The sequence below is a fragment of the Pseudovibrio denitrificans JCM 12308 genome (assembly GCF_001310815.1).
GTDB lineage: Bacteria > Pseudomonadota > Alphaproteobacteria > Rhizobiales > Stappiaceae > Pseudovibrio > Pseudovibrio denitrificans.
Genome location: NZ_BAZK01000008.1, coordinates 394,712 through 413,540 on the forward strand (window position 1 = coordinate 394,712; position 18,829 = coordinate 413,540).

Sequence of the window (18,829 nt, forward strand, 5' to 3'; positions counted from 1 at the left end):
AATTATGAGGTACCGGTTGGGCTCACTGCACTAGTCCAACTTCAGGTTCCCGATCCGCGCCTGCATGATGTGTGCTGGCGTGTAGGTGTCTGGAACCACTTCCAACTCAGAAGGACCACAATCTATGAAGCCGATTTTCTGGTAGAAACGCTTTGCATCTTCAGCTTCTTTCAGGACATAGATTCCGGCAACTTGATCTGGAGAATAGTCCGCCATCGCATGCTTCATCAATTGCCGCGCCAATCCCTTGCCCTGATAGGCGCTGTCGAGATAGCAGGCCCAGATATAAACCACTTCACCACGGACAGCACAGGCAAGCGAACCAACGATCTTCTCATCAATTTTTGCCAGGTGAAGCTGGCCATCCGGCCCAGGAACCACGCCGCCCAGATCATCCGTCTCAAGCCGGGCAACCAGTCTCTTTGTCAGATCGTCGCCCAGTTCCGCAAGGTGTGCCTCAGTCCAGGCAACTGCCAGAAAATCCCGCAAGGATTGCTTGTCGCTTTCCTCAAATAAGACCACTTGGGCATTTTCAATTGCAGCTGCATTTTGAGACATATCCATTGCGTCCAGTTCTGGTTGATTGACCTTTCAGGAGCTTATGCCGAAAGGTCGGCTAGTTTTCGGCGGCCGCAGATCCACCGGAAGCTGCAAGGCCAAACAATGTGCGATGCAGAGCCAGTTTGCCATCAACCGCACGATCGATACAGGCGCGGAAATATCCAGCCGGGCGTGCAATGCTTTCCGGATCGCGCAAGGCCTTTTCAACCGTGGTGATCAGAACCGCCGCGGCCGTATAGTCGCCAACCCTGTTTCTCGCATCAAACCAGCCTTTTTGAGAGAGGCCAATCAACAGGCGCATATCATCGGAACTGTCGATCAGACTGCTCCAACTGGAAAGATCGAGCCCCAACGCACCTTGGGTTTCTTGGGTTGCTGAGCCAAGCAAACCAAGAGAAACCTCTGACAGGAGAGGGGAGAATTGATCATTTTCGTAAGGATCAGCATGTTCTGACCAGTTCAGACTTTCAGTTTTACCTGAAGCTTGAGATATGGCACGAGTTTCGCTTTTTGGATCCTTTTCAGGAGCCATTTCAAATTCGGTGCAACCGGATTTGTGGTTATATATGGATGCATCGTTAGATGCATGCTGCTGTTTACTTTTGATCCAAGAGTTTTGAGAGGTTGTATTATTATAAGGGGTGACATCGTTGTCTTCTGTGCATGACATTTCTGATTTTTCTTCAAAAAAAACAGCACTTTCTTGAGGTTCAGCACCACCCTTTTCTGAGGTGTCTTCTGCAGTTTCAAATCGCGCAACAAGAAGCTCATGAAGCATCGTCAGTGCTTCAGCTCGTTCAACGATCCCCATCGGTTGATCCATCAGCTCATTGAAGGCACGGGCGATCTCAGAAACATCGAGTTCTTCATGAGCAGCCAGGCGAAAAAGATCGGTCATCGCTCTGGAAAGACGGCTAACTGTACGTTTTGCCTCTTTTTCCTGCGCAAGGCGGGCTGCAAATTCAGCACCAATCTGCTTCAACTCATCCAAACGTTGCCGTGCTGGAGAAAAATCCAGACCATAACCACGCTCAATCTGACGGTCTTCACCCGCGCGATAGATATAGCGGCGACCTGTTGGGCTGTCTTTATAAGCAAGAACGCCAGCTTCCACCAATCTGCGCAGGGAACGAACCACAGTGCGAGAAGAGCGGCTGACATACTCGGCCAGTTTTTCATTGGAGATCGCGACCAGTGGACGGCGGTCCTGCGACCAGTCCTCTGCGGCTGTCAGGCCAATCAGAATATCGAGAATATGATAGGTGGTGCCATCAATTCCCAAGGCAGGGGCGGCCTTTTTCAAAGCCATCGCAACTTCTGATTTTGTCGTCTTTACAATGTCATTGGCCATTGCCAGTTTTTGACTGGCAACCATTGCCGGCGTCAGTTTTCTGAACGACGCCACTGAACCAACAGATTGCATAGCTACACCGTTCACCCACTAAGTCTAGTAGGTGTTCTCAAGGGTCAGGACGCAAAACATCCTCCCCAAACTGAGGATAAACGGGACAAACTGGCGATTAGCATGCAGAAAGACGCTTCAACTCCTTGCTCAAGGGTTGATTCGTACCGCGTCTCGAAGTAATTTGAAGGTGCAAAATATGGTTACATCGAGCGCTATCGTTTGTTTGTACCCAAGGAATTTCGGTCTTGTTGATTGCCGTCAGCAGGACCGTTTTTCTTTGGAAGAGACGTGATTAAACCGTCATGCATCCTCCTTCAGAACTTCTTGCTCAAACTCATCCATCAGATCCGGCAGGCGGCGCTTCAAAAATGCGGCCAGTTCAGGTTGCTTCTTCGCATCTACCTGAAAGCTCAGCGCATTTGGGCCGTCCTTCATCAGGATCTGTTTGTTGCCAATCCAGCTCTTTGCTGCTGTGGCAATGGAACCTGTGGTCGCTGTGTTTGTCTCAGCAGACTTACAGGCAGAAAGAATAGCGCTGAAACGCTCATCACTCGCAGAGAGCTCAAAGTCTGCGCTGATCATCACGGCATCTACACGCGCCTTGAACGGTTCAGGCAGTTTGCCATTGAGGAAATGTCCCGCCAGCTCTTCCCAGCGCGGACGCCCGATCTTGGGCGCAGGACCGATCTCACGGACGAACTCTTCCGGCAGTGCATTCATCAGCTTCAGCAGCTTGGATACGGTGGTCGCATCCTTGCCAATCGCCTTTGAAATCACGGTCTGCGGGAAACTTTTGGCCAAACGGGAGGCAAACAACGCAGTCTCGATGAAAGACAGGTTCTTACGCTCATGGTTTTCCTGACCCTGAGCAATCAGAAGGGCTTCATCGGAAAGCTCTTTGATGATGCCGCGAACAGGCAGACCAAGGTCTTTACAGGCGCGCCAACGACGGTGACCGAAAGCGATCTGATAACGGCCCGGAGCTTCCGGATGCGGACGCACCAGAATTGGTACCTGCTGACCGCTGGCAGAGATGGACGCTTGAGCTTCTCAAAGTCCTCATCATTGGCCACGACCATGCGGTCGGCCACGAAAGACGGGTCAAGGTCGTCCGTGCTCAACTCATGAGCAACGCTGCCATCCTCAATCATCTGGCGCAGCTTTTCGTTCTCCTTCTCCACGTCGGAGAAGGTATTGCGCATGGACTTGATCGCGCCAGAAGACACCCGCTGCTTTGTTGTTGCCGTCATGGACGGGGCAGGGTTGGGGGATTTTGCCAGTTCAGCCGGGTCTACCCCGCCGAACATGGCCCGCATCTTCTTGGAACGATCAGTAGCCTTGTTCATGGACGACCCCATACCTGTTTGATCAGTTGGAACACTTCCGTATTTGCCGCATCAACGGACTCCAGAGCACGATTGAGGGTATCGCGGGTCATATTTCCGCGCTCAACCTCGTAAAGGCTCTTCTTTTCCAGCCCTGCATTTGCGATTGCTGTGGTCTCCACGATGGAAGCCGCCAGCACATCCTCACCAAAAAGACCTCTCAGAAGTGCTGCAACGTTCACCTGCGGCACATCGTGCGGTGTGTGGCGTGTGAGCAGGTAGCGCACGAAATCGTGGCTCAGGCTGCCTCCAGCTCTTCAATCACCGCCAGCAGTTCTGAGGTCATGGAGAGGAACTGGTTCATGGATGACACGTCCAGCATGGCCGGATGCACCGTGATGACAATTCCGGTTGCTGCATAGAGCGCGCCAAGGGTGAGGTAACCCAGTTGTGGCGGCGCATCGATAAGCACAACATCATAATCATCTTCCACCTCCTTCAGGACGGTCGCCATGCGGCGGAAGAACATGCCATCGCCGCGCGAAAGCCCCTGAGCAATTGCCTGCGGGGTTTCGTGCTCATATTCCATCAGTTCCAGGTTACCGGGGACAAGATCGAGTCCATCAAAGTAGGTTTTGCGGATAACATGGCTGAGTGGAACGCGCTCTTCATCGTCATAACGGATGGCGGCATAGAGCGTCTGGTTCTCGTCTACGTCGAACTCTGGCTGGTACCCGAACATAGCAGACAATGAGGCCTGCGGATCGAGATCAATCGCGAGCACGCGCAGGCCCTGAAGCGCCAAATAGTGCGCCAAATGGACGGTTGTGGTGGTCTTTGCAGAGCCGCCTTTGAAGTTTGCAACCGCCAGAACCTGCATCTTCTCACCATGACGGCGGCGCGGGTCCAGACGAAGCGCATCAGCAGGGCGTTTTTCTGCCAGATAACGACGTAATTCGTTGATCTGCGGAAGGGTATAAATGCGTCTGCCGTTTTCCAGCCTTTCGGGGATAACTGCTTCGCCATTGAGGGAAAGCTGACGCAAACTGGATTCGGCAACACCGAGCAGCCCCGCAACCTCGCGCGAAGAGAACGTCTTCAGCTTCTTTTGAGCCTCAGGCGGATACATCTTCTCCCTTAAGGATTGCAGTTGCCGTGACAACAAGTCAGAATGGCGTGCAATCTTCTCAGCAGAAGTCTCATCATGTTCAGCAGCGAGCAGCATATTGCCTCTTACCCTTTATGACGGTTTTGAAGTGCAGAGCGATAATAATCCGTCACAGCGCATCCTTCTCCGATTCAAAGGACGCGTCAATCTCTTTATAGTTAACGCCCATTAACCAATATTAAGAGTCTGTTAACGAACTTTTGGCGGTGGCTTTCTGATTGCAACGCGAAATTACTACATATTGCGTAAGACCCGGCTTTTGCAGCAACATTTCCATAATGCAGCAAAACAATCTTATTAAGAAACGTCATTTTCGCCAAGCCAACAAAAGAACTTAAACATGACGGTTTTTGTGCAAAAATCGACGAAATACCGATTTGACAGAAGCAAGCAACGTCACCTGACCCGTTCCAAACGTGAATCAGTCATAGATTCGCACTGAGTCGCAACCCTTCCTAACACACGCAAAAACCTAAACCATTAGAGCTTTCCCAAGTTCCGCAAGGCTTTGGCGAGAACCTGTCTTGTACAGTCCCGCCGAACCGGTTTTGTCACTCTGTCCTGGCTACTAGTTGATCTTTGGGGGGCCTGTGGTTTTCGCTGTCAAACTCCATCTCTTCCGCGTGTCCAACTCAAACAATGAAGTGGTGTTTTCTAAAGGCGCTCTTCAAAAACTCGGTGCCACTCCCGGCGAGCATCTTTCCTTTAAGATCGGCGCCTGCCACCGCTTTTCCGCAAAAGCCGCTGTCTCCACTGACCGCCGGGCAGCACTGGGGCTGCCATCAGATGTGTTTGACGAACTTGGACTTGCCCTCATTGAGGGCTTGCATGTGAAGCGGGAAGGGGACACCATCCATATTGGCCCGACCATCGGTATCATGGGGGCCGGAAAGTTTGATCCGGAGCGCCGTCACCAGCAAGACATGCTCAAATACGCCCAGACACAGGGCTACATCGCCTTTCTGTTTTCGCCCGAAGACTACAACTGGGCTAACAACACGATTACCGGCGAGACCATGCCCGGCCATCGTCAGCCCGGATTGCCTCTGCCGACCGCCATCTACAATCGCATCCATACCCGCGATGAAGAACACAAGCTGCGTGTTGAGGCCATCAAGAACCGGATGCGGGCGCTTGGCTCTCACATCTACAACCCTGGCTTTTTTGATAAGTGGGAGGTGCATGAGCATCTGATGCATGGCCAGAAGCTGCGCAAGTATTTGCCGGAAACCCACCGCGCGCCCACACCAGCACTGCTCAAAAAGATCCTTGGTCGTCATCACTCCGCTTATCTGAAACCAGTCGATGGACGCGGTGGCAAGATGTTGATGCGACTGACCAAACGAGAAAAAGGCTACCGCCTTCAATGGCTGACGGACCTGTCCTGTCCTCATGCAGACTTCGTCCAGCTGGAAGATGCATTTGAGTTCGCCTTCTGCCACACTTCTCTGGATCAGTATTTGGTTCAGCAAAGCCTCGACTTTTCGTCATTTGATGGACGCTCCGTAGATTGCCGCGTGCAGATGCACAAGGACATCAGCGGCACATGGCGCTGTTTGATGATCGGCCCGCGGGTCTGTGCGCACGGCTGCATTTCCTCTCACTTCAGTCAAGGGGCTGATATTGTTGGTACCGACGACTACTTCATCAACGCCTTTGGCAAGAAGGCGGGGGCAGTAAAGGCAGCCGTCGAGGAATGCGGCTTTGCGATTGCCCACCGGATGGACGAGTACCACACATCTCCCATTGGTGAATTGGGACTGGATGTTGGCATCGACAAATCCGGCCACCCGAAGCTTCTGGAAATCAACGCCAAACCGGGCCGCATGATCTTCCTGGATCCACGCCATGCAGAAGCGCGTGTCACAACACTCGAAGCCAGCATTGATTACGGTGCTTTCCTTTCCGGTTTTGGAGAAGATCCTGAATGAGCCTTGGCGAAACATATAGATGTCGGGAAGCTCTTAGCGCTCCGGTTACTTTGTTTGCTGTTTGGCCTGTCGGCTGCGCCTCTGTTGAGCAAAAACATACGGCATCCGGTCTAGAACAACTCTTTGAGCACCAACGCGAGCAAGATCACTCAAGAGATTTCAGTCGCATCTGGAGGTCACCGTGGCGCGGAAATTGAATGAATCCTCAGCAGTCATTGTCGGAGGCACTTCTGGTATCGGTTTTGCCGCAGCCAAATCTCTTCTCAGATCAGGTCTTCAAAAGCTCACCATCTGCGCCCGTGATGTCACCAAGGGGCGCAACGCCCTGAGCAAGTTGGCTGCCGAGTTTCCCGGCGCTTACCTGCATTTCGTCCAGTGTGATGCGTCCGATCCCGCGCGCACCGAAACCGCGATCACCCATGCAGAATTGGCCATGGGGCGAATCGATGTGCTGGTCAGCACCGGTGGTGGAGGCATCATCCCCAAGCCATTGCAGGAAGTGAAAGTGCATGAGTTGATGCCCACAATCACCTCCTTGATGAACAGTATCCTGCACCCAATCCACGCCGTTTATCCAGTTATGGCAAAACAGCGCTGCGGAGCAATCATTTGTTTAACCTCGGATGTTTCCATAATCCCGACCTACGGTAGCACCATTGTGGGGGCAGGTATGGCCGGCATTTCCATGTTCTGCCGTTCCCTAGCGGTAGAAGCCAAACAGCATTGTATCCGGGTCAATTGTGTCAGCCCCAGTGTTGTACGTGGAACCCCTCTTTATGATAAGCTTGAAAGAGATCCTTTTGCTGCCACCCTCATTTCAAAAGTCGAGCAAAATGCCCATTTAGGCGTGATCATGCCCGACGAAGTAGCCGAAGCGATCTGTTTTCTCGCCGGTCCGGGCTCCGCTAAAATAACAGGACAAGTCATTAGCGTTTCCGGAGGAGGCACACCGATTTAATTTTATAGGTCACCGGTCCAATGGACAGTTTAGAGCGTACTTTTACCCTTTCTGAAATGAGCAAGACTCCCGCTTTCATTCCAACCATCGCCCATCGCATCTGGCAGGCGTGGTGGCGGGATAAGGGCGTTTTACAAAGCGAAATTGAAACCAAACTCCGCGCAGCTCTTTGTCCTGAAGCTGTGCCCACCGCCTATGTTGCCCATCGCGGCGACACTTATCTGGGCAGTGCACTCCTGATCGAAAGCGATTTTGCCGCGCGCCCACATCTCACGCCATGGGTGGCTGCCGTCTGGACCGAAGAAGTTCACCGCCGTGAAGGCATTGGTACTGCTCTGGTCAAACGCATGGCACAATTGGCGTTCGAGAGCGGGTTCTCACGGGCCTATCTGTGCGCGTCGGACGACAACACACCCTTTTATGAAAAGATGGGATGGAAGGTGCTGGAGTACCACGTCAAGCAATTGAACGTGCTGGCGCTAGACAAGCCTAACTGATCATCAGCTGGCTGGGTGTTACCCCAAGACGTTTCTTGAAAGTAGAGCTCATATGCGCGTGGGAGGAAAACCCGCAGGCATAAGCCACATCGCTGAGGTTTTTCTGCGACTTGGCCAGAAGCCTGCGCGCCCGCGCCACGCGCCGCTCCACCACATAGTCATGGGGCGTTTTACCTGTGGCCGCTTTGAAGGCGCGATTGAAGAAGCCAGATGAAAGTTCAACGCACCCTGCCAGATCCGAAATGGAAATCTGCTCAGAAAGCTGGGCTTCAACCAGCTCTTCAACGCGTTTGAGACGCGCTTCTGTCATGGATGCCGAAGCAGGAGGCTCATACAACGAGCCAGCTTGCACCTGATCCACCACATCCAGCAGAGCTAAGAGCTGCGCTTCCAGCTCCAGCGCGTCAGAGAGCTCCCCCACCAGCAAGGCCTTGCGCAGCTCATAAGCTGCCACAATCGCTTCTTTTGAGATGGCATGGTTGAACCGTAACGCATTTTCATCCGTGCGCAGATACTCTTCAGGAACCGTAAAGGTCAGATACTCGCCACCCCGTTCGCTTTCCGAGGTCACCGCACAGCCCTCTGGCACGAAAGCGAGGCTGTTGGGGCGGGTCCAGAAATCAACCCGGCGATCGCTGTTAAACGAATGAACCCCACGCTGACTTTCAAACGCAAACCCAACAGAGGCCTGAGGGGCTGTATAAGACACAGCATAGGCACTGCTCGGCAACAGCTGCACCTTCCACTTGCTGATAATGTCCCGCCTTAAATTCATAGTCTCATGTATTTCAACAAGTTCCCACCGCCTGCCTCACACACAGACGCCCTTATCTATAAGCTGAACTGCGGAAGTATGACAAGGAGACATCCGTAGAAGGGTGTTTTCATATAGCGCCCAATCATCGTTCTGCTCTTTCAATGGAAAACCCCGCTAGATACAACGGGGTTTTCGATCATGTAGCTAACTAGTCTCATCGTTTAAACAACGACTTGCCAGTTCATCAACTCGCCTTGGCAAAGTCTAAGTTGCTCGGTTTTAGCAACTCAGGTTTTGGTCTCTCAGTCACTTCAATATCATTTCCGACATCAATGAGTTCAAAGTTACGAGCCCAAACTTGGCCTGTTCCCCGTAGGTAAAATCCGAAGCTGATGGTTTCTGCAGTATCAGGGACGTTTAGGACGATTTGGCGTTCGATCCACTCTTGAGTTCCAGAAAGCGTACCTTCCTGACTTCTCATCTCCATATTATCGAAGCTCAGTACCGAGCCCTTCAAGCTATCAACTCGCATCCATAGCGTTGCTGCCCCATCAACCTTGATGGTTCTTAGCTCCGCTCTCAACCTAACCCGCTTACCAAGATAGTTTTGGGCCTGAAAGTTCTGCATCAATGTGCCAAAACTGTTCTTCTTATCTTCATAGGCTGAATCATCTGGCGAGTACTTAGAACGAATAAGAGCAGCACCGGCTTGGCCGGCTTTCTCAACCCCCATTTCGTAAGCATCACTTTTGGAACCAGAAATAATCCAGCCTTCGGGCAGTTTGAGCGTTTTAGCTTGAAGTTTTTGCTCTATTTCAGACGCCAGCGTATTCCAGTCAGCCAACCCAAACTGCTGGGCAACCAGTTCCAAACATTTACTATGAGTGAAATGAACGTTTTGCTCGTTTAATGCTTGACGTAAAGATTTAGCCATCACTTTGGCATCAAGGTAGGTTCGCATAGCCTGATCCTCTTATCGGACGACAACTGAGTCAGTGCTCGCATTGCTGACAGGTTCGTCCAACGAAGTTCAGACGCACTATCAAAGAGCACATTCACCAAACCCAAAGGCGCGAGCGGCAGGTTGTACTTACCTTCTATTGAAAGGCTTACGTTTAGAATGGGCTTTGACAAGATATTTAGGTCAGTATTTTGAAAGCCATCGGATTTGGCTGGCTCTATCATCGCGGCAAAGCATTTTGGTTTGTCATGAGGATTTTGAATGCCGTTGTTTTCTTTGCAAGATCTGGAAGCTGCTCACACCACAGTTCGTCAGTTTGTTCCTGAAACACCTGTTTACGCCTGGCCTTTGCTTAAGGAGCGGACCGGCGTTGATATATATGTGAAGCATGAGAACCATACACCAACCGGCTCGTTCAAAGCCCGTGGTGGGTTCACCTATGTTGATGCGCTGATGAAGTCTGGCGAAAAGCCGAATGGACTGGTCACCGCCACCCGCGGCAATCATGGTCAATCGGTTGCGCTTGGAGCCACCCGCAATGGCATTCCATCTTACATTGTCGTGCCTGAAGGCAACTCGCAGGAAAAGAATGCAGCCATGCGTGCCTTCGGGGCCAACGTGATCATCGCAGGCAAGGATTTTGACGAGAGCCGCGTGGTTGCTCAGCAGCTGCAGGATGAACATGGCTATCACATGGTGCCGCCCTTCCACGAGAACCTGGTCAAAGGCGTTTCCACTTATGCGTTGGAGCTCTATCGCGCTATCGCGGATCTGGATGTGGTTTATGTGCCCATCGGCATGGGCTCCGGCATTTGCAGCCTGATCACTGTGCGCGATTTGCTGGGACTGAAAACGAAGATCATCGGCGTAACGGCCCAAAACGCCAATGCCTTTGCCCTGTCCTTTGCTGCCGGAAAAGCAGTGCAGACAGAAACAGCCAACACCTTTGCCGATGGCATGGCCTGCCGTGATCCGCAAGCGCAGCCGCTGGAGATTATCCTGAAAGGGGCAGAGGATGTGGTCAGCGTCAGCGAGACCCAGATCGCAGAAGCATGATGGCCTATTACAAGGACACTCATAACCTCGCCGAAGGGGCCGGCGCAGCACCACTGGCAGCCCTGATGGCCAACCGCACCAACCTGCAAGGCAAACGCGTCGCCACCATCCTCACCGGCGGCAACATCGACCTCACCACCTTCCTGAATGTGATGAACACCCACACGCAGCAAACCAGCGAACTGGCATCCGCCTGATGAGACAAAGAGGAGAGGGGACATCCCTCTCCGACTGCACGTGCCTACAGCCCCAGCTGCTCCTTCAGGCCGTTTATGAAGGTGGCATCGTCGAGGGCTTTGCGGTTGTCTAGGAACTGGACGGCATCGGGGCCGGCGCGGTAGCGCAGGGTGTCGGTGCCATCGGTGACGGCGGTGTAAATGACTTCTGCGACCACGATCGGGTCAGAGGATGGCATGTCGCCGCTCATTGCACCGAAAAAGGCCTGCACTACGCCCTGGTATTCCGTCAGGCTTTCATCATTGGTGAAGTCGAAGGAACGGCCTGCGAAGTCGGTCCGGATCATGCCCGGCTCAACAATCTTCATTTTGATGCCAGCTGCTTCCAGCTCGTAGTGCAACGCTTCAGAAATGCCTTCAACCGCAAATTTGGTGCCGTGGTAGAGCGCGCCAAGTGGGAAGGTCATCTGACCGCCGATGGACGAGATATTGACGATGGTGCCGGACTTATTGGCGCGCAGGTGTGGCAGGACGCCTTTGGTCACGGCAATCAGACCAATCACGTTGGTTTCAAACTGGCGGCGGATCTTGTCCATGGAAAACGCTTCCAGCGGACCATATGCACCGTATCCTGCGTTGTTGAGCAGTACGTCAATCTTGCCAAAGCGCGCAATGCCCTCTGAAATAGCAGCTTCAATAGACGCCTCATCAGTCACATCCAGGCGGGTGACGAGAGTGTTGTTGAGTTTGGTCAACTCTTCTTCGTTTTCCGGCTGACGCATGGTGGCAATGACGTTCCAGCCTTTGTCGTGGAAGTACTTTGCCGTGGATTTGCCGATACCGGAAGATGCGCCAGTGATAAGGATTGTGTTGGACATGAGAAACTCCTGAAACCCTGTGTGAAGTCTCTTTGCCTAAGACTTCACTTGTTGTTCTTTATCTCTTTCAAATTAGGGACCGGCCAGGCGTTACACAAAGCCATATCGCGCCAAATGACTCGCAAATGGCGCCAAATATCAATCTATCTCGCTATTCTTCTGACGGTCACGATGGCGGGCCACATTGTAACGGGTGCCACAACGTTTGGAGCAAAACCGCTGGCGACCTGACTTGGTGATGTCGTGAAACACCTCCTCACAGGGCGCTGCCTGACATACCCTGGTCCGTTCCGGCGCGCCGGAAAGCAGAGCGAAGAATCCAAGCGCACTCCATGCCGTTAAACGCTGCTGAAGTGGCACCTCACTTGCAAACTCAACTGCCGGATTTCCTCGATGGTCGATTCCAATTGTCCACGAAGCTTGAAGGGCATGTTCCAGAGACTGCCAGATTTCAACTTTATCCGGCGCGTCAGATGCTACAGCTAGAAATGCAGCGCGGAGCAGATCCCGATGAGGGATCATGGCCTCTCCTAACAAAACAAACTCAGCTTCATTTTTCACGTATGCCTTGAAGAAATGAGCAGCGGAATCTGCCTGTGCCAACACATCCACTGGCTTGCCCATTGGGTCCCATGTATTTGCAAGATCAATCGCAAATGCGCTCGCGTCATCGAGTGACATCAATGTAAGTGGTATTTTCACTTTACAACATTACCTAATCATGAGTAAGTCTTATTATACAGAAAGAGGCTTACATATGAAACACTCCGATACTGCAGTCTGGCGGATGACCATTGTGATGGCTGCCTCTGGCTTTGCAATCACAATCATGAAACTGGCACTACCGGCACTCACAGGTGTACTTGGTCATTCTTCCACTAGTATCGGGTTGGTCGCTGGTTCCATTGCTGTTTCCTGGCCTTTATTTGGTCTGCTCGTAGGATGGGGCTTGGATCGCTATGGCCGTGCTCCGGCCTTCAGGGCAGGGTTGATCATAGCGGCGATCGTTGCGGTTGCATTCTTGATCAAAGCAGATGCCGGAGAGCACCTGCTACTCCTTTGTGCTCTTGGCGTATTGATCGGTGTGAGTGAAGTACTGACTGAGACGTCCAGCCAGACAATTTTGCCAGACCTTATCGGGCAAGAGCATCTGCACAAGGGCAACAGCATGTTGCAGGGGGCTAAGACCATCTCAGCAACACTTGGGGCACCGCTGGTTCTTGCACTGTTACTGGACTATTCCGTGCAAAGCATCTTCCTGCTCGCTTTCATCGGCCTCATCCTGAGTTTCCTGGTTTTGCCTAGGCCCAAGCGTTTTACGCCTTCAACTCAGAAAGGGTTTCGCGGGTTCTTTGACGGAGCAAAACTGCTTTGGAAGCGGAGGGATTTACGGGCGTTTACAGTCCTTGTCACTTTAATGGCCACCTCATGGGGAGCATGGTTCACGCTCATTGTGCCGTTTGCTTTGCAAGCTGAGCAACTTGATCTCGGCGCTTCCGGTGTGGGCTACCTTGTCACGGCTGTTGGGTGTGGATCTCTTCTCGGGGCATTCGGCTATCAAAGGATTAGGAGTAAGCTGGGCGACACTGGGACACGCGCAATCGACGTAGTAACCACATTGCTCTTTATATTGGTGTCAGCGCTTGGTCTGGGCCTGACTTCTGTTTTGCTCTCTGCCGTGCTGGCGGGAATAGGTGGAGTAACTTGGATGATCTCCATTGCCGCTTATCAGCAACAAACCATCTCTGGCGAGGCACTTGGCCGAACGGTTGCTGCCTATCGCTGGATGGGGTGGTCTGGCTTTTTTGCAGGAGCCAGCCTCAGTGGACTTTCTGCTGAAATGCTTGGCCTTCAGTCTGCCTTCCTGTTGTTCGCACTTCCAGCTGTTGCTGCCGTCATCATCTTCTGGCGCGCTGCGCCGGATCATGCACAGACGCGAGCTACACCAACGGCTGCTGATACGGCGTAATCTACGTTACGTTCGCAGCAAATGCGCAGGGCTGTTCGACCAATTACTGGCGGGCTGCGTTAACGGGTCGCAACTGCATTCCTGCTATTACAGGCTACAAAAAGCCACAGAGAAGTGGGTATTCTGGCTCAGCTGATTGGCAAAGTCCCGAAGGACAACAAGAACAAAAAAGATTCCTGCCGCCGCAGCTGCCAGTATTTTGGAGCTGATTATGCAAAACGGACTGGAACACAGCACTGCTATGCAAGAGCTTCCCGTCTCCCAGCAACCGGAGGTCGACTATGTGCGCGTCCGCTTTGCAGGAGACTCGGGCGACGGCATTCAGATGACGGGCACGCGGCTGGCTGAAAGCGCGGCCAGATTTGGCAATGACATTGCAACCTTTCCTGATTTTCCAGCGGACATCCGCGCCCCAAGCGGCACAATCTATGGCGTTTCAGCTTACTCCCTGAACATCGGCCACACGGAAGTTGATACCTTCGGCGATGAAACCGATGCGCTTGTGGCGCTGAACCCGGCTGCCCTGCGTAAATATCTAGAAGGTGTGAAGCAGAACGGCCTGCTCATCATCGATATGGATGCATTCACCGAGCGGGCTATCGCCAAGGCAGGCTTTTCCGGCAACCCGCTTGAAGATGGCTCTCTCACCAGCTTTCGCGTGTTGCCGCTGGAGATCACCAGCAACACAGAAAAGGCCCTGAAGGAAACCGGCCTTTCTGCCAAGGACGCCCGCCGCTGTAAGAACATGTGGACCCTTGGCCTCGTGCTTTGGCTGTTTGAGCGCTCCACCGCAGATGTTGAGCACTGGATTGAGCAGAAGTTCCACAAAAAGCCAGAAGTGGCGAAAGCCAACATCATGGCGCTGCAGGCGGGACACCTTTACGGCGAGGTTGCTGATCTGCCGCCGGATGTCTCCCGCTACCGCATTCAGCCCGCACCGCTGATGGAAGGGGAGTACCGCTCTATCAATGGCAACGAGGGTATGGCTTATGGTCTTTATGCCGGTGCCACCCTTGCCAATCTTGAGCTGTTTTATGGCTCCTATCCAATCACCCCGGCCTCACCACTGCTGCATACAGTGGCAAAGCTGAAAGAGCTGGGTGCGATTTCGTTTCAGGCAGAAGATGAGATCGCGGCCATCTGTGCAGCTATCGGTGCGTCTTACGCCGGTCATTTAGGCGTGACCGGGTCGTCCGGTCCCGGCATCGCGTTGAAGACAGAGGCGATCGGTCTTGCCATCATGACTGAGCTGCCACTGGTCATCGTCAACGTTCAACGTGGCGGACCTTCCACCGGCTTGCCGACCAAGACAGAACAGTCCGATCTGTTCCAGGCCATCTGGGGCCGCAACGGTGATGCGCCACTGCCTGTCATCGCACCAGCTCATCCGGGTGAGTGTTTTGACATGGGCGTGGAAGCGGCCAAGCTCGCCACCAAACACATGACCCCACTGATGGTGCTGACTGATGGCTACATCGCAAATGCCAGCGCCCCATGGAAGCTGCCTGACTTCAGCGATCCGGCTTATGAGCCGTTTCCCGTTGAGCAGGTTAAGGACCCGAACGGGTTCCTGCCGTATGACCATGATCCTGAGACTATGGCCCGTCCATGGGCTGTGCCGGGCACGGCTGAGCTGATGCACCGCATTGGCGGGCTCGAGAAGCAGGCCGGCAGCGGAAACATCTCTTACGACGGTGAAAACCACCAGCTCATGACCCAGATCCGCGCCCAGAAGCTGGAGGCGATTGCCAAGAGCATCCCACCGCAACATGTGGAATCTGGCAAAACCACCGGCAAACTTGCTTTGCTGGGTTGGGGCTCCAGTTGGGGTCCAATCCGCGTGGCGGCCCGTCGTGCAGAGCTGGAAGGCAAATCTGTCTCCCACATTCATCTGCGCCATCTCTGGCCGCTTCCACCTAATCTGGAAGAGCTGCTTTCCGGCTTTGACCGGGTGATCATTCCGGAAATGAACAACGGTCAGCTGGCAACGGTGCTGCGTAGCCAGATGGATATTCCGGTTGAGAGCGTTTCCTGCGTAAAGGGACGTCCGTTCCTCGTTCGCGAAATTGCAAAAATCATCGACGACGCGCTGGGAGCTTAATCATGACTGATCTGAAACCAAAAGATTTCGCCAGCTCCCTTGATGTTCGCTGGTGCCCCGGCTGCGGTGATTATGCTGTTTTGAAAAGCCTGCACAAGATGCTGGCAGATACAGGCGCAAAGCTGGAAGACACTTTGTGTGTGTCCGGTATCGGTTGCTCCTCCCGCTTGCCGTACTACATGGCAACCTATGGCTTCCATACGATCCATGGCCGCGCACCTGCCATTGCTTCAGGCGCGAAACTGGCCAATCCGGAACTGGATGTGTGGGTGTTCACTGGTGATGGTGACGGCCTTTCCATCGGCGGCAACCATCTGCTCCATGCCTTGCGCCGTAATCTGGATATGCAGATCGTTCTGTTCAACAACCAGATCTACGGCCTGACCAAGGGCCAGTATTCGCCAACCTCGCAGAAGGGCGTGCGCACGCCGAGTTCTCCGGGCGGCACAGTGGAAATGCCGCTCAATCCGGCTCGTTTTGCCATTGGGGCAGGCTCCAAGTTCATCGCCCGCAGCATTGATACGCAGGCCAAAGTGCTTGGCCCTATTCTGGAAGCTGCCCGAGCTTTTGATGGAACCGCGTTTGTGGAAGTGCTGCAGAACTGCGTGATCTTCAACGACGGTGTGTTTGATCACCTGAAGGACAAGAAACAAGGGCCAGACCACACCATCGTGGTGGAACATGGTCAACCCATGGTGTTTGGCGTCAACAAAGACAAAGGCATCCGCGCAAAAGCAGGTGGCTTTGGACTGGAAGTCGTTTCGCTGGAAGAGGGTGGCTGCACGGAAGCCGATCTGTTGGTACATGATGAGACCAACCACGCACTGGCTGTTGCTTTGGCCGAGCTTGGAGAGAAAGGCGGTGAGCCAACCGTTCTCGGCATCCTGTTCCGCGAGCCTGCCACCGAATTTGGTGCTGCCAGCCGGGTTGGCCTGCCAGAAAAGCCTCTGAGCATGAACGAAAAACTCACCCGCCTCTCCGCAACCCTGCGCGCTGCAGAAACGTGGGATGTGGGAGAAGACGCGGCTTAGGCTTAAGGCTCTCGATGCAATCAGCAGAGCCTGATGGTTTGTCCCTCTGACTCTGCTGAAATCCTCTCAAATCTTGATCTCCCATCAGCTCCTGACGCTTATGCCTTGCGAGAATCTGAGCAATTGACGAGTATGGCGCACTTACATTGTTGGGGGAAGTAACATGGAAAAAGTAACGGGCATTGGCGGGGTCTTCTTCAGAGCGAAAGATCCTGCAGCCATAGCTCAGTGGTACGAGCAACATCTGGGCATCAATCTGGCGCCGACAAATATGGAGATGACGCCTTGGGTGTCGAATGAAGGCGTCACCGTATTTTCACCCTTTGCTGAAGACACGGATTACTTTCCGCCACAGAACAACTTCATGCTCAACTTCCGTGTGGCTGATCTGGACAAGATGCTCAATCAACTTCGCGAGGCTTCCATCGAGATTTCTCAGGAACAAGCTATGGACGGTATTGGCCGCTTTGCCAGAATTCATGATCCGGAAGGCAATCCCATTGAACTTTGGGAACCTGTCGCTTAACGCGTCCTTCACGTTCAAAACCGGAAAGAGCCTGCAAATATAAGCATTTGCGGGCTCTTATCTTGACAGAGTGTGTTTCACCTCCCACGTCTGCAGCCAGAACAGATGCGGAGAATGGACATGACGCTTGAACAGATCTGGCAGGAGTATCGCACGGCGCTCAAAGCGTTTTTGCATTCCAAGCTGAGCAATCCCGCAGATGTTGACGATCTGTTGCAGGACATTCTGATCAAGACTTTTGAGAAGCGTGGTGAACTGAAAGACCAGACCGCGCTCAAGTCCTGGCTGTTTCAGGTGGCTAACAATGCCATCATCGACCATTACCGCAAGAATGCCACACGCAGTGACACCTCCGCCGCTGAGGATTGGCATAAGCAGGATGCCGCCAGCATCGAGCAGGATCTGGCTGTGTGCATCCGCCCGTTCATCGCCTCTTTGCCTGATGACAGTGCCGAGCTGCTGACCCGTATTGATCTGGAGGGCATCTCGCAAAAGGATCTGGCCGCAGAGATGGGCATCAGCTACTCCACCCTGAAGTCCCGCGTTCAGAAAAGCCGCAGTCAGATGCGCAAACTCTATGAGGATTGCTGCAAGATGACGTTGGACACCAAAGGCCGTGTCGCGGATTATCAAGAAAAATCAGATAGCTGCAAAAACTGCTAGGGCGTATTTCCGAAAAGTGGACACCGGTTTTCGGATAAGAATACGCGGGCAAATTAAATCCAAAACAGGCAACGTGACTTCCAAATTCAGTCTGTTTTGGATTTTTTGTCGTCTTTTCTCGCCCTCGTCCGTCTAACAGGCGAAACACAACGAGGATATAAAGATGCTCAAGATCATCAGCTATAAAATCTGCCCGTTTGTCCAGCGCGTGACTGCTATGTTGGAAGCCAAGCAGATACCCTATCAAATCGACTACATCAGCCTGAAAGACAAGCCCGACTGGTTCCTGGAAATCTCCCCCAACGGACAGGTGCCGGTGCTGATCACCGAGAATGGGACAGCTCTTTTTGAGTCCGACGCCATTGTTGAGTACATCGACGAGATCGCACCGCCTCTGCATCCTGCGCTTTCACCTGAGCAAAAGGCCATTGAGCGGGCGTGGAGCTATCAGGCAGCCAAGAACTATTTGGTTCAATGCAGCACCATGCGCAGTCATGACAGGGCCACACTGGAAGAACGCGCTGAAAAGCTGAATGCCCTGTTTGCCAAAGCCGAAAAGCAGATCTCGGGGGAGGGGTTCTTCTTCGGCCCTGAGCCCGGCAACGTGGATATGGCGTGGCTGCCGCTGCTTCACCGGGCGGACATCATCCAGCGCCATGCGGGCTATGATTTCGTGAAGAACTTCCCCTCTGTGAAGGCATGGCAGAAACGTCTGCTGGCAACAGGTCTGGCTGAAAAGTCCGTTTCAGAAGACTTTGAAGAGCTGTTCGTCAACTTCTACCTTTCCGACCAGACTTATCTGGGGTCCGGAAAGTGCTGCGACTCTCCAAAGGAAGATGTCTGTAAAACGGGCGCTTGCTGTTAAG

At 53.1% G+C, this 18,829-nt stretch carries 16 protein-coding genes and 2 pseudogenes; 10 read left to right on the forward strand and 8 right to left on the reverse strand.

Annotated elements, in window-relative coordinates; all coding sequences use genetic code 11:
- Positions 1-30: 30 nt before the first annotated feature.
- From JCM12308_RS13280 to repA, 4 genes and pseudogenes are all read right to left on the reverse strand, one after another.
- Positions 31-564 carry a GNAT family N-acetyltransferase gene (locus tag JCM12308_RS13280; protein ID WP_054784051.1) on the reverse strand — a complete coding sequence of 178 codons (534 nt, stop codon included), beginning with the start codon at positions 562-564 and terminating at the stop codon, positions 31-33.
- Between the two features lie 52 nt (positions 565-616).
- Positions 617-1,984: a plasmid replication protein RepC gene (gene repC / locus JCM12308_RS13285; protein WP_054784052.1), complete on the reverse strand. Its 1,368-nt coding sequence runs from the start codon at positions 1,982-1,984 to the stop codon at positions 617-619.
- Between the two features lie 282 nt (positions 1,985-2,266).
- Complete coding sequence (repB, locus tag JCM12308_RS13290; protein ID WP_208978554.1) at positions 2,267-2,968, reverse strand: plasmid partitioning protein RepB; 702 nt, start codon at positions 2,966-2,968, stop codon at positions 2,267-2,269.
- A 340-nt stretch (positions 2,969-3,308) separates the two neighbouring features.
- Positions 3,309-4,516, reverse strand: a pseudogene (gene repA / locus JCM12308_RS13295) (plasmid partitioning protein RepA).
- Between the two features lie 533 nt (positions 4,517-5,049).
- Between repA and JCM12308_RS13300 the strand changes: the two are divergent.
- From JCM12308_RS13300 to JCM12308_RS13310, 3 genes are all read left to right on the forward strand, one after another.
- Positions 5,050-6,390 (forward strand): YheC/YheD family endospore coat-associated protein, encoded by a 1,341-nt coding sequence (locus JCM12308_RS13300; protein ID WP_054784053.1) that lies wholly within the window; start codon positions 5,050-5,052, stop codon positions 6,388-6,390.
- A 181-nt stretch (positions 6,391-6,571) separates the two neighbouring features.
- Positions 6,572-7,348, forward strand: coding sequence for an SDR family NAD(P)-dependent oxidoreductase (locus tag JCM12308_RS13305; RefSeq protein WP_054784054.1), 777 nt, complete (start codon positions 6,572-6,574; stop codon positions 7,346-7,348).
- A 56-nt stretch (positions 7,349-7,404) separates the two neighbouring features.
- The gene (locus JCM12308_RS13310; RefSeq protein WP_208978555.1) at positions 7,405-7,845 is read left to right on the forward strand and encodes a GNAT family N-acetyltransferase; all 441 of its coding nucleotides are present in this window, start codon (positions 7,405-7,407) and stop codon (positions 7,843-7,845) included.
- Here the strand turns inward: JCM12308_RS13310 and JCM12308_RS13315 are convergent.
- Both JCM12308_RS13315 and JCM12308_RS13320 read right to left on the reverse strand, forming a co-directional pair.
- Positions 7,838-8,620 (reverse strand): helix-turn-helix domain-containing protein, encoded by a 783-nt coding sequence (locus tag JCM12308_RS13315; RefSeq protein ID WP_054784056.1) that lies wholly within the window; start codon positions 8,618-8,620, stop codon positions 7,838-7,840. The genes JCM12308_RS13310 and JCM12308_RS13315 overlap by 8 nt on opposite strands.
- Before the next feature lie 226 nt (positions 8,621-8,846).
- Positions 8,847-9,563: a glyoxalase superfamily protein gene (locus tag JCM12308_RS13320; RefSeq protein WP_128647398.1), complete on the reverse strand. Its 717-nt coding sequence runs from the start codon at positions 9,561-9,563 to the stop codon at positions 8,847-8,849.
- Positions 9,564-9,824: 261 nt separating this feature from the next.
- Between JCM12308_RS13320 and JCM12308_RS13330 the strand changes: the two are divergent.
- A pseudogene (locus JCM12308_RS13330) lies at positions 9,825-10,816 on the forward strand (threonine dehydratase).
- Positions 10,817-10,860: 44 nt separating this feature from the next.
- Here JCM12308_RS13330 and JCM12308_RS13335 read toward each other — a convergent pair.
- On the reverse strand, positions 10,861-11,673 hold the full coding sequence (locus JCM12308_RS13335; protein ID WP_054784059.1) for an SDR family oxidoreductase: 813 nt from the start codon (positions 11,671-11,673) through the stop codon (positions 10,861-10,863).
- 138 nt (positions 11,674-11,811) lie between these two features.
- On the reverse strand, positions 11,812-12,354 hold the full coding sequence (locus tag JCM12308_RS13340; RefSeq protein ID WP_054784060.1) for a CGNR zinc finger domain-containing protein: 543 nt from the start codon (positions 12,352-12,354) through the stop codon (positions 11,812-11,814).
- A gap of 76 nt (positions 12,355-12,430) precedes the next feature.
- Between JCM12308_RS13340 and JCM12308_RS13345 the strand changes: the two genes are divergently transcribed.
- The 6 genes from JCM12308_RS13345 to JCM12308_RS13370 all read left to right on the forward strand — a co-directional run bounded on the left by JCM12308_RS13345 (position 12,431) and on the right by JCM12308_RS13370 (position 18,828).
- The gene (locus tag JCM12308_RS13345; protein WP_164845308.1) at positions 12,431-13,642 is read left to right on the forward strand and encodes an MFS transporter; all 1,212 of its coding nucleotides are present in this window, start codon (positions 12,431-12,433) and stop codon (positions 13,640-13,642) included.
- 211 nt (positions 13,643-13,853) lie between these two features.
- On the forward strand, positions 13,854-15,743 hold the full coding sequence (locus tag JCM12308_RS13350) for a 2-oxoacid:acceptor oxidoreductase subunit alpha (RefSeq protein WP_054784086.1): 1,890 nt from the start codon (positions 13,854-13,856) through the stop codon (positions 15,741-15,743).
- Positions 15,744-15,745: 2 nt separating this feature from the next.
- Positions 15,746-16,774 carry a 2-oxoacid:ferredoxin oxidoreductase subunit beta gene (locus JCM12308_RS13355; RefSeq protein ID WP_054784062.1) on the forward strand — a complete coding sequence of 343 codons (1,029 nt, stop codon included), beginning with the start codon at positions 15,746-15,748 and terminating at the stop codon, positions 16,772-16,774.
- 163 nt (positions 16,775-16,937) lie between these two features.
- Positions 16,938-17,300 carry a VOC family protein gene (locus JCM12308_RS13360; protein ID WP_054784063.1) on the forward strand — a complete coding sequence of 121 codons (363 nt, stop codon included), beginning with the start codon at positions 16,938-16,940 and terminating at the stop codon, positions 17,298-17,300.
- A 120-nt stretch (positions 17,301-17,420) separates the two neighbouring features.
- Complete coding sequence (gene sigZ, locus JCM12308_RS13365) at positions 17,421-17,963, forward strand: RNA polymerase sigma factor SigZ (protein ID WP_208609169.1); 543 nt, start codon at positions 17,421-17,423, stop codon at positions 17,961-17,963.
- 163 nt (positions 17,964-18,126) lie between these two features.
- On the forward strand, positions 18,127-18,828 hold the full coding sequence (locus JCM12308_RS13370; RefSeq protein ID WP_054784065.1) for a glutathione S-transferase family protein: 702 nt from the start codon (positions 18,127-18,129) through the stop codon (positions 18,826-18,828).
- The last annotated feature ends 1 nt before the right edge of the window (position 18,829 follow it).

Excerpts from the sequence above, each read along its gene's own strand:
- JCM12308_RS13280 (WP_054784051.1), bottom strand. The coding sequence starts at position 564 with ATGGATATGTCTCAAAATGCAGCTGCAATTGAAAATGCCCAAGTGGTC.
- repC (WP_054784052.1), bottom strand. The coding sequence starts at position 1,984 with ATGCAATCTGTTGGTTCAGTGGCGTCGTTCAGAAAACTGACGCCGGCA.
- JCM12308_RS13310 (WP_208978555.1), top strand. The coding sequence starts at position 7,405 with ATGAGCAAGACTCCCGCTTTCATTCCAACCATCGCCCATCGCATCTGG.
- JCM12308_RS13315 (WP_054784056.1), bottom strand. The coding sequence starts at position 8,620 with ATGAATTTAAGGCGGGACATTATCAGCAAGTGGAAGGTGCAGCTGTTG.
- JCM12308_RS13320 (WP_128647398.1), bottom strand. The coding sequence starts at position 9,563 with ATGCGAACCTACCTTGATGCCAAAGTGATGGCTAAATCTTTACGTCAA.
- JCM12308_RS13335 (WP_054784059.1), bottom strand. The coding sequence starts at position 11,673 with ATGTCCAACACAATCCTTATCACTGGCGCATCTTCCGGTATCGGCAAA.
- JCM12308_RS13340 (WP_054784060.1), bottom strand. The coding sequence starts at position 12,354 with ATGTCACTCGATGACGCGAGCGCATTTGCGATTGATCTTGCAAATACA.
- JCM12308_RS13345 (WP_164845308.1), top strand. The coding sequence starts at position 12,431 with ATGAAACACTCCGATACTGCAGTCTGGCGGATGACCATTGTGATGGCT.
- JCM12308_RS13350 (WP_054784086.1), top strand. The coding sequence starts at position 13,854 with ATGCAAAACGGACTGGAACACAGCACTGCTATGCAAGAGCTTCCCGTC.
- JCM12308_RS13355 (WP_054784062.1), top strand. The coding sequence starts at position 15,746 with ATGACTGATCTGAAACCAAAAGATTTCGCCAGCTCCCTTGATGTTCGC.
- JCM12308_RS13360 (WP_054784063.1), top strand. The coding sequence starts at position 16,938 with ATGGAAAAAGTAACGGGCATTGGCGGGGTCTTCTTCAGAGCGAAAGAT.
- sigZ (WP_208609169.1), top strand. The coding sequence starts at position 17,421 with ATGACGCTTGAACAGATCTGGCAGGAGTATCGCACGGCGCTCAAAGCG.
- JCM12308_RS13370 (WP_054784065.1), top strand. The coding sequence starts at position 18,127 with ATGCTCAAGATCATCAGCTATAAAATCTGCCCGTTTGTCCAGCGCGTG.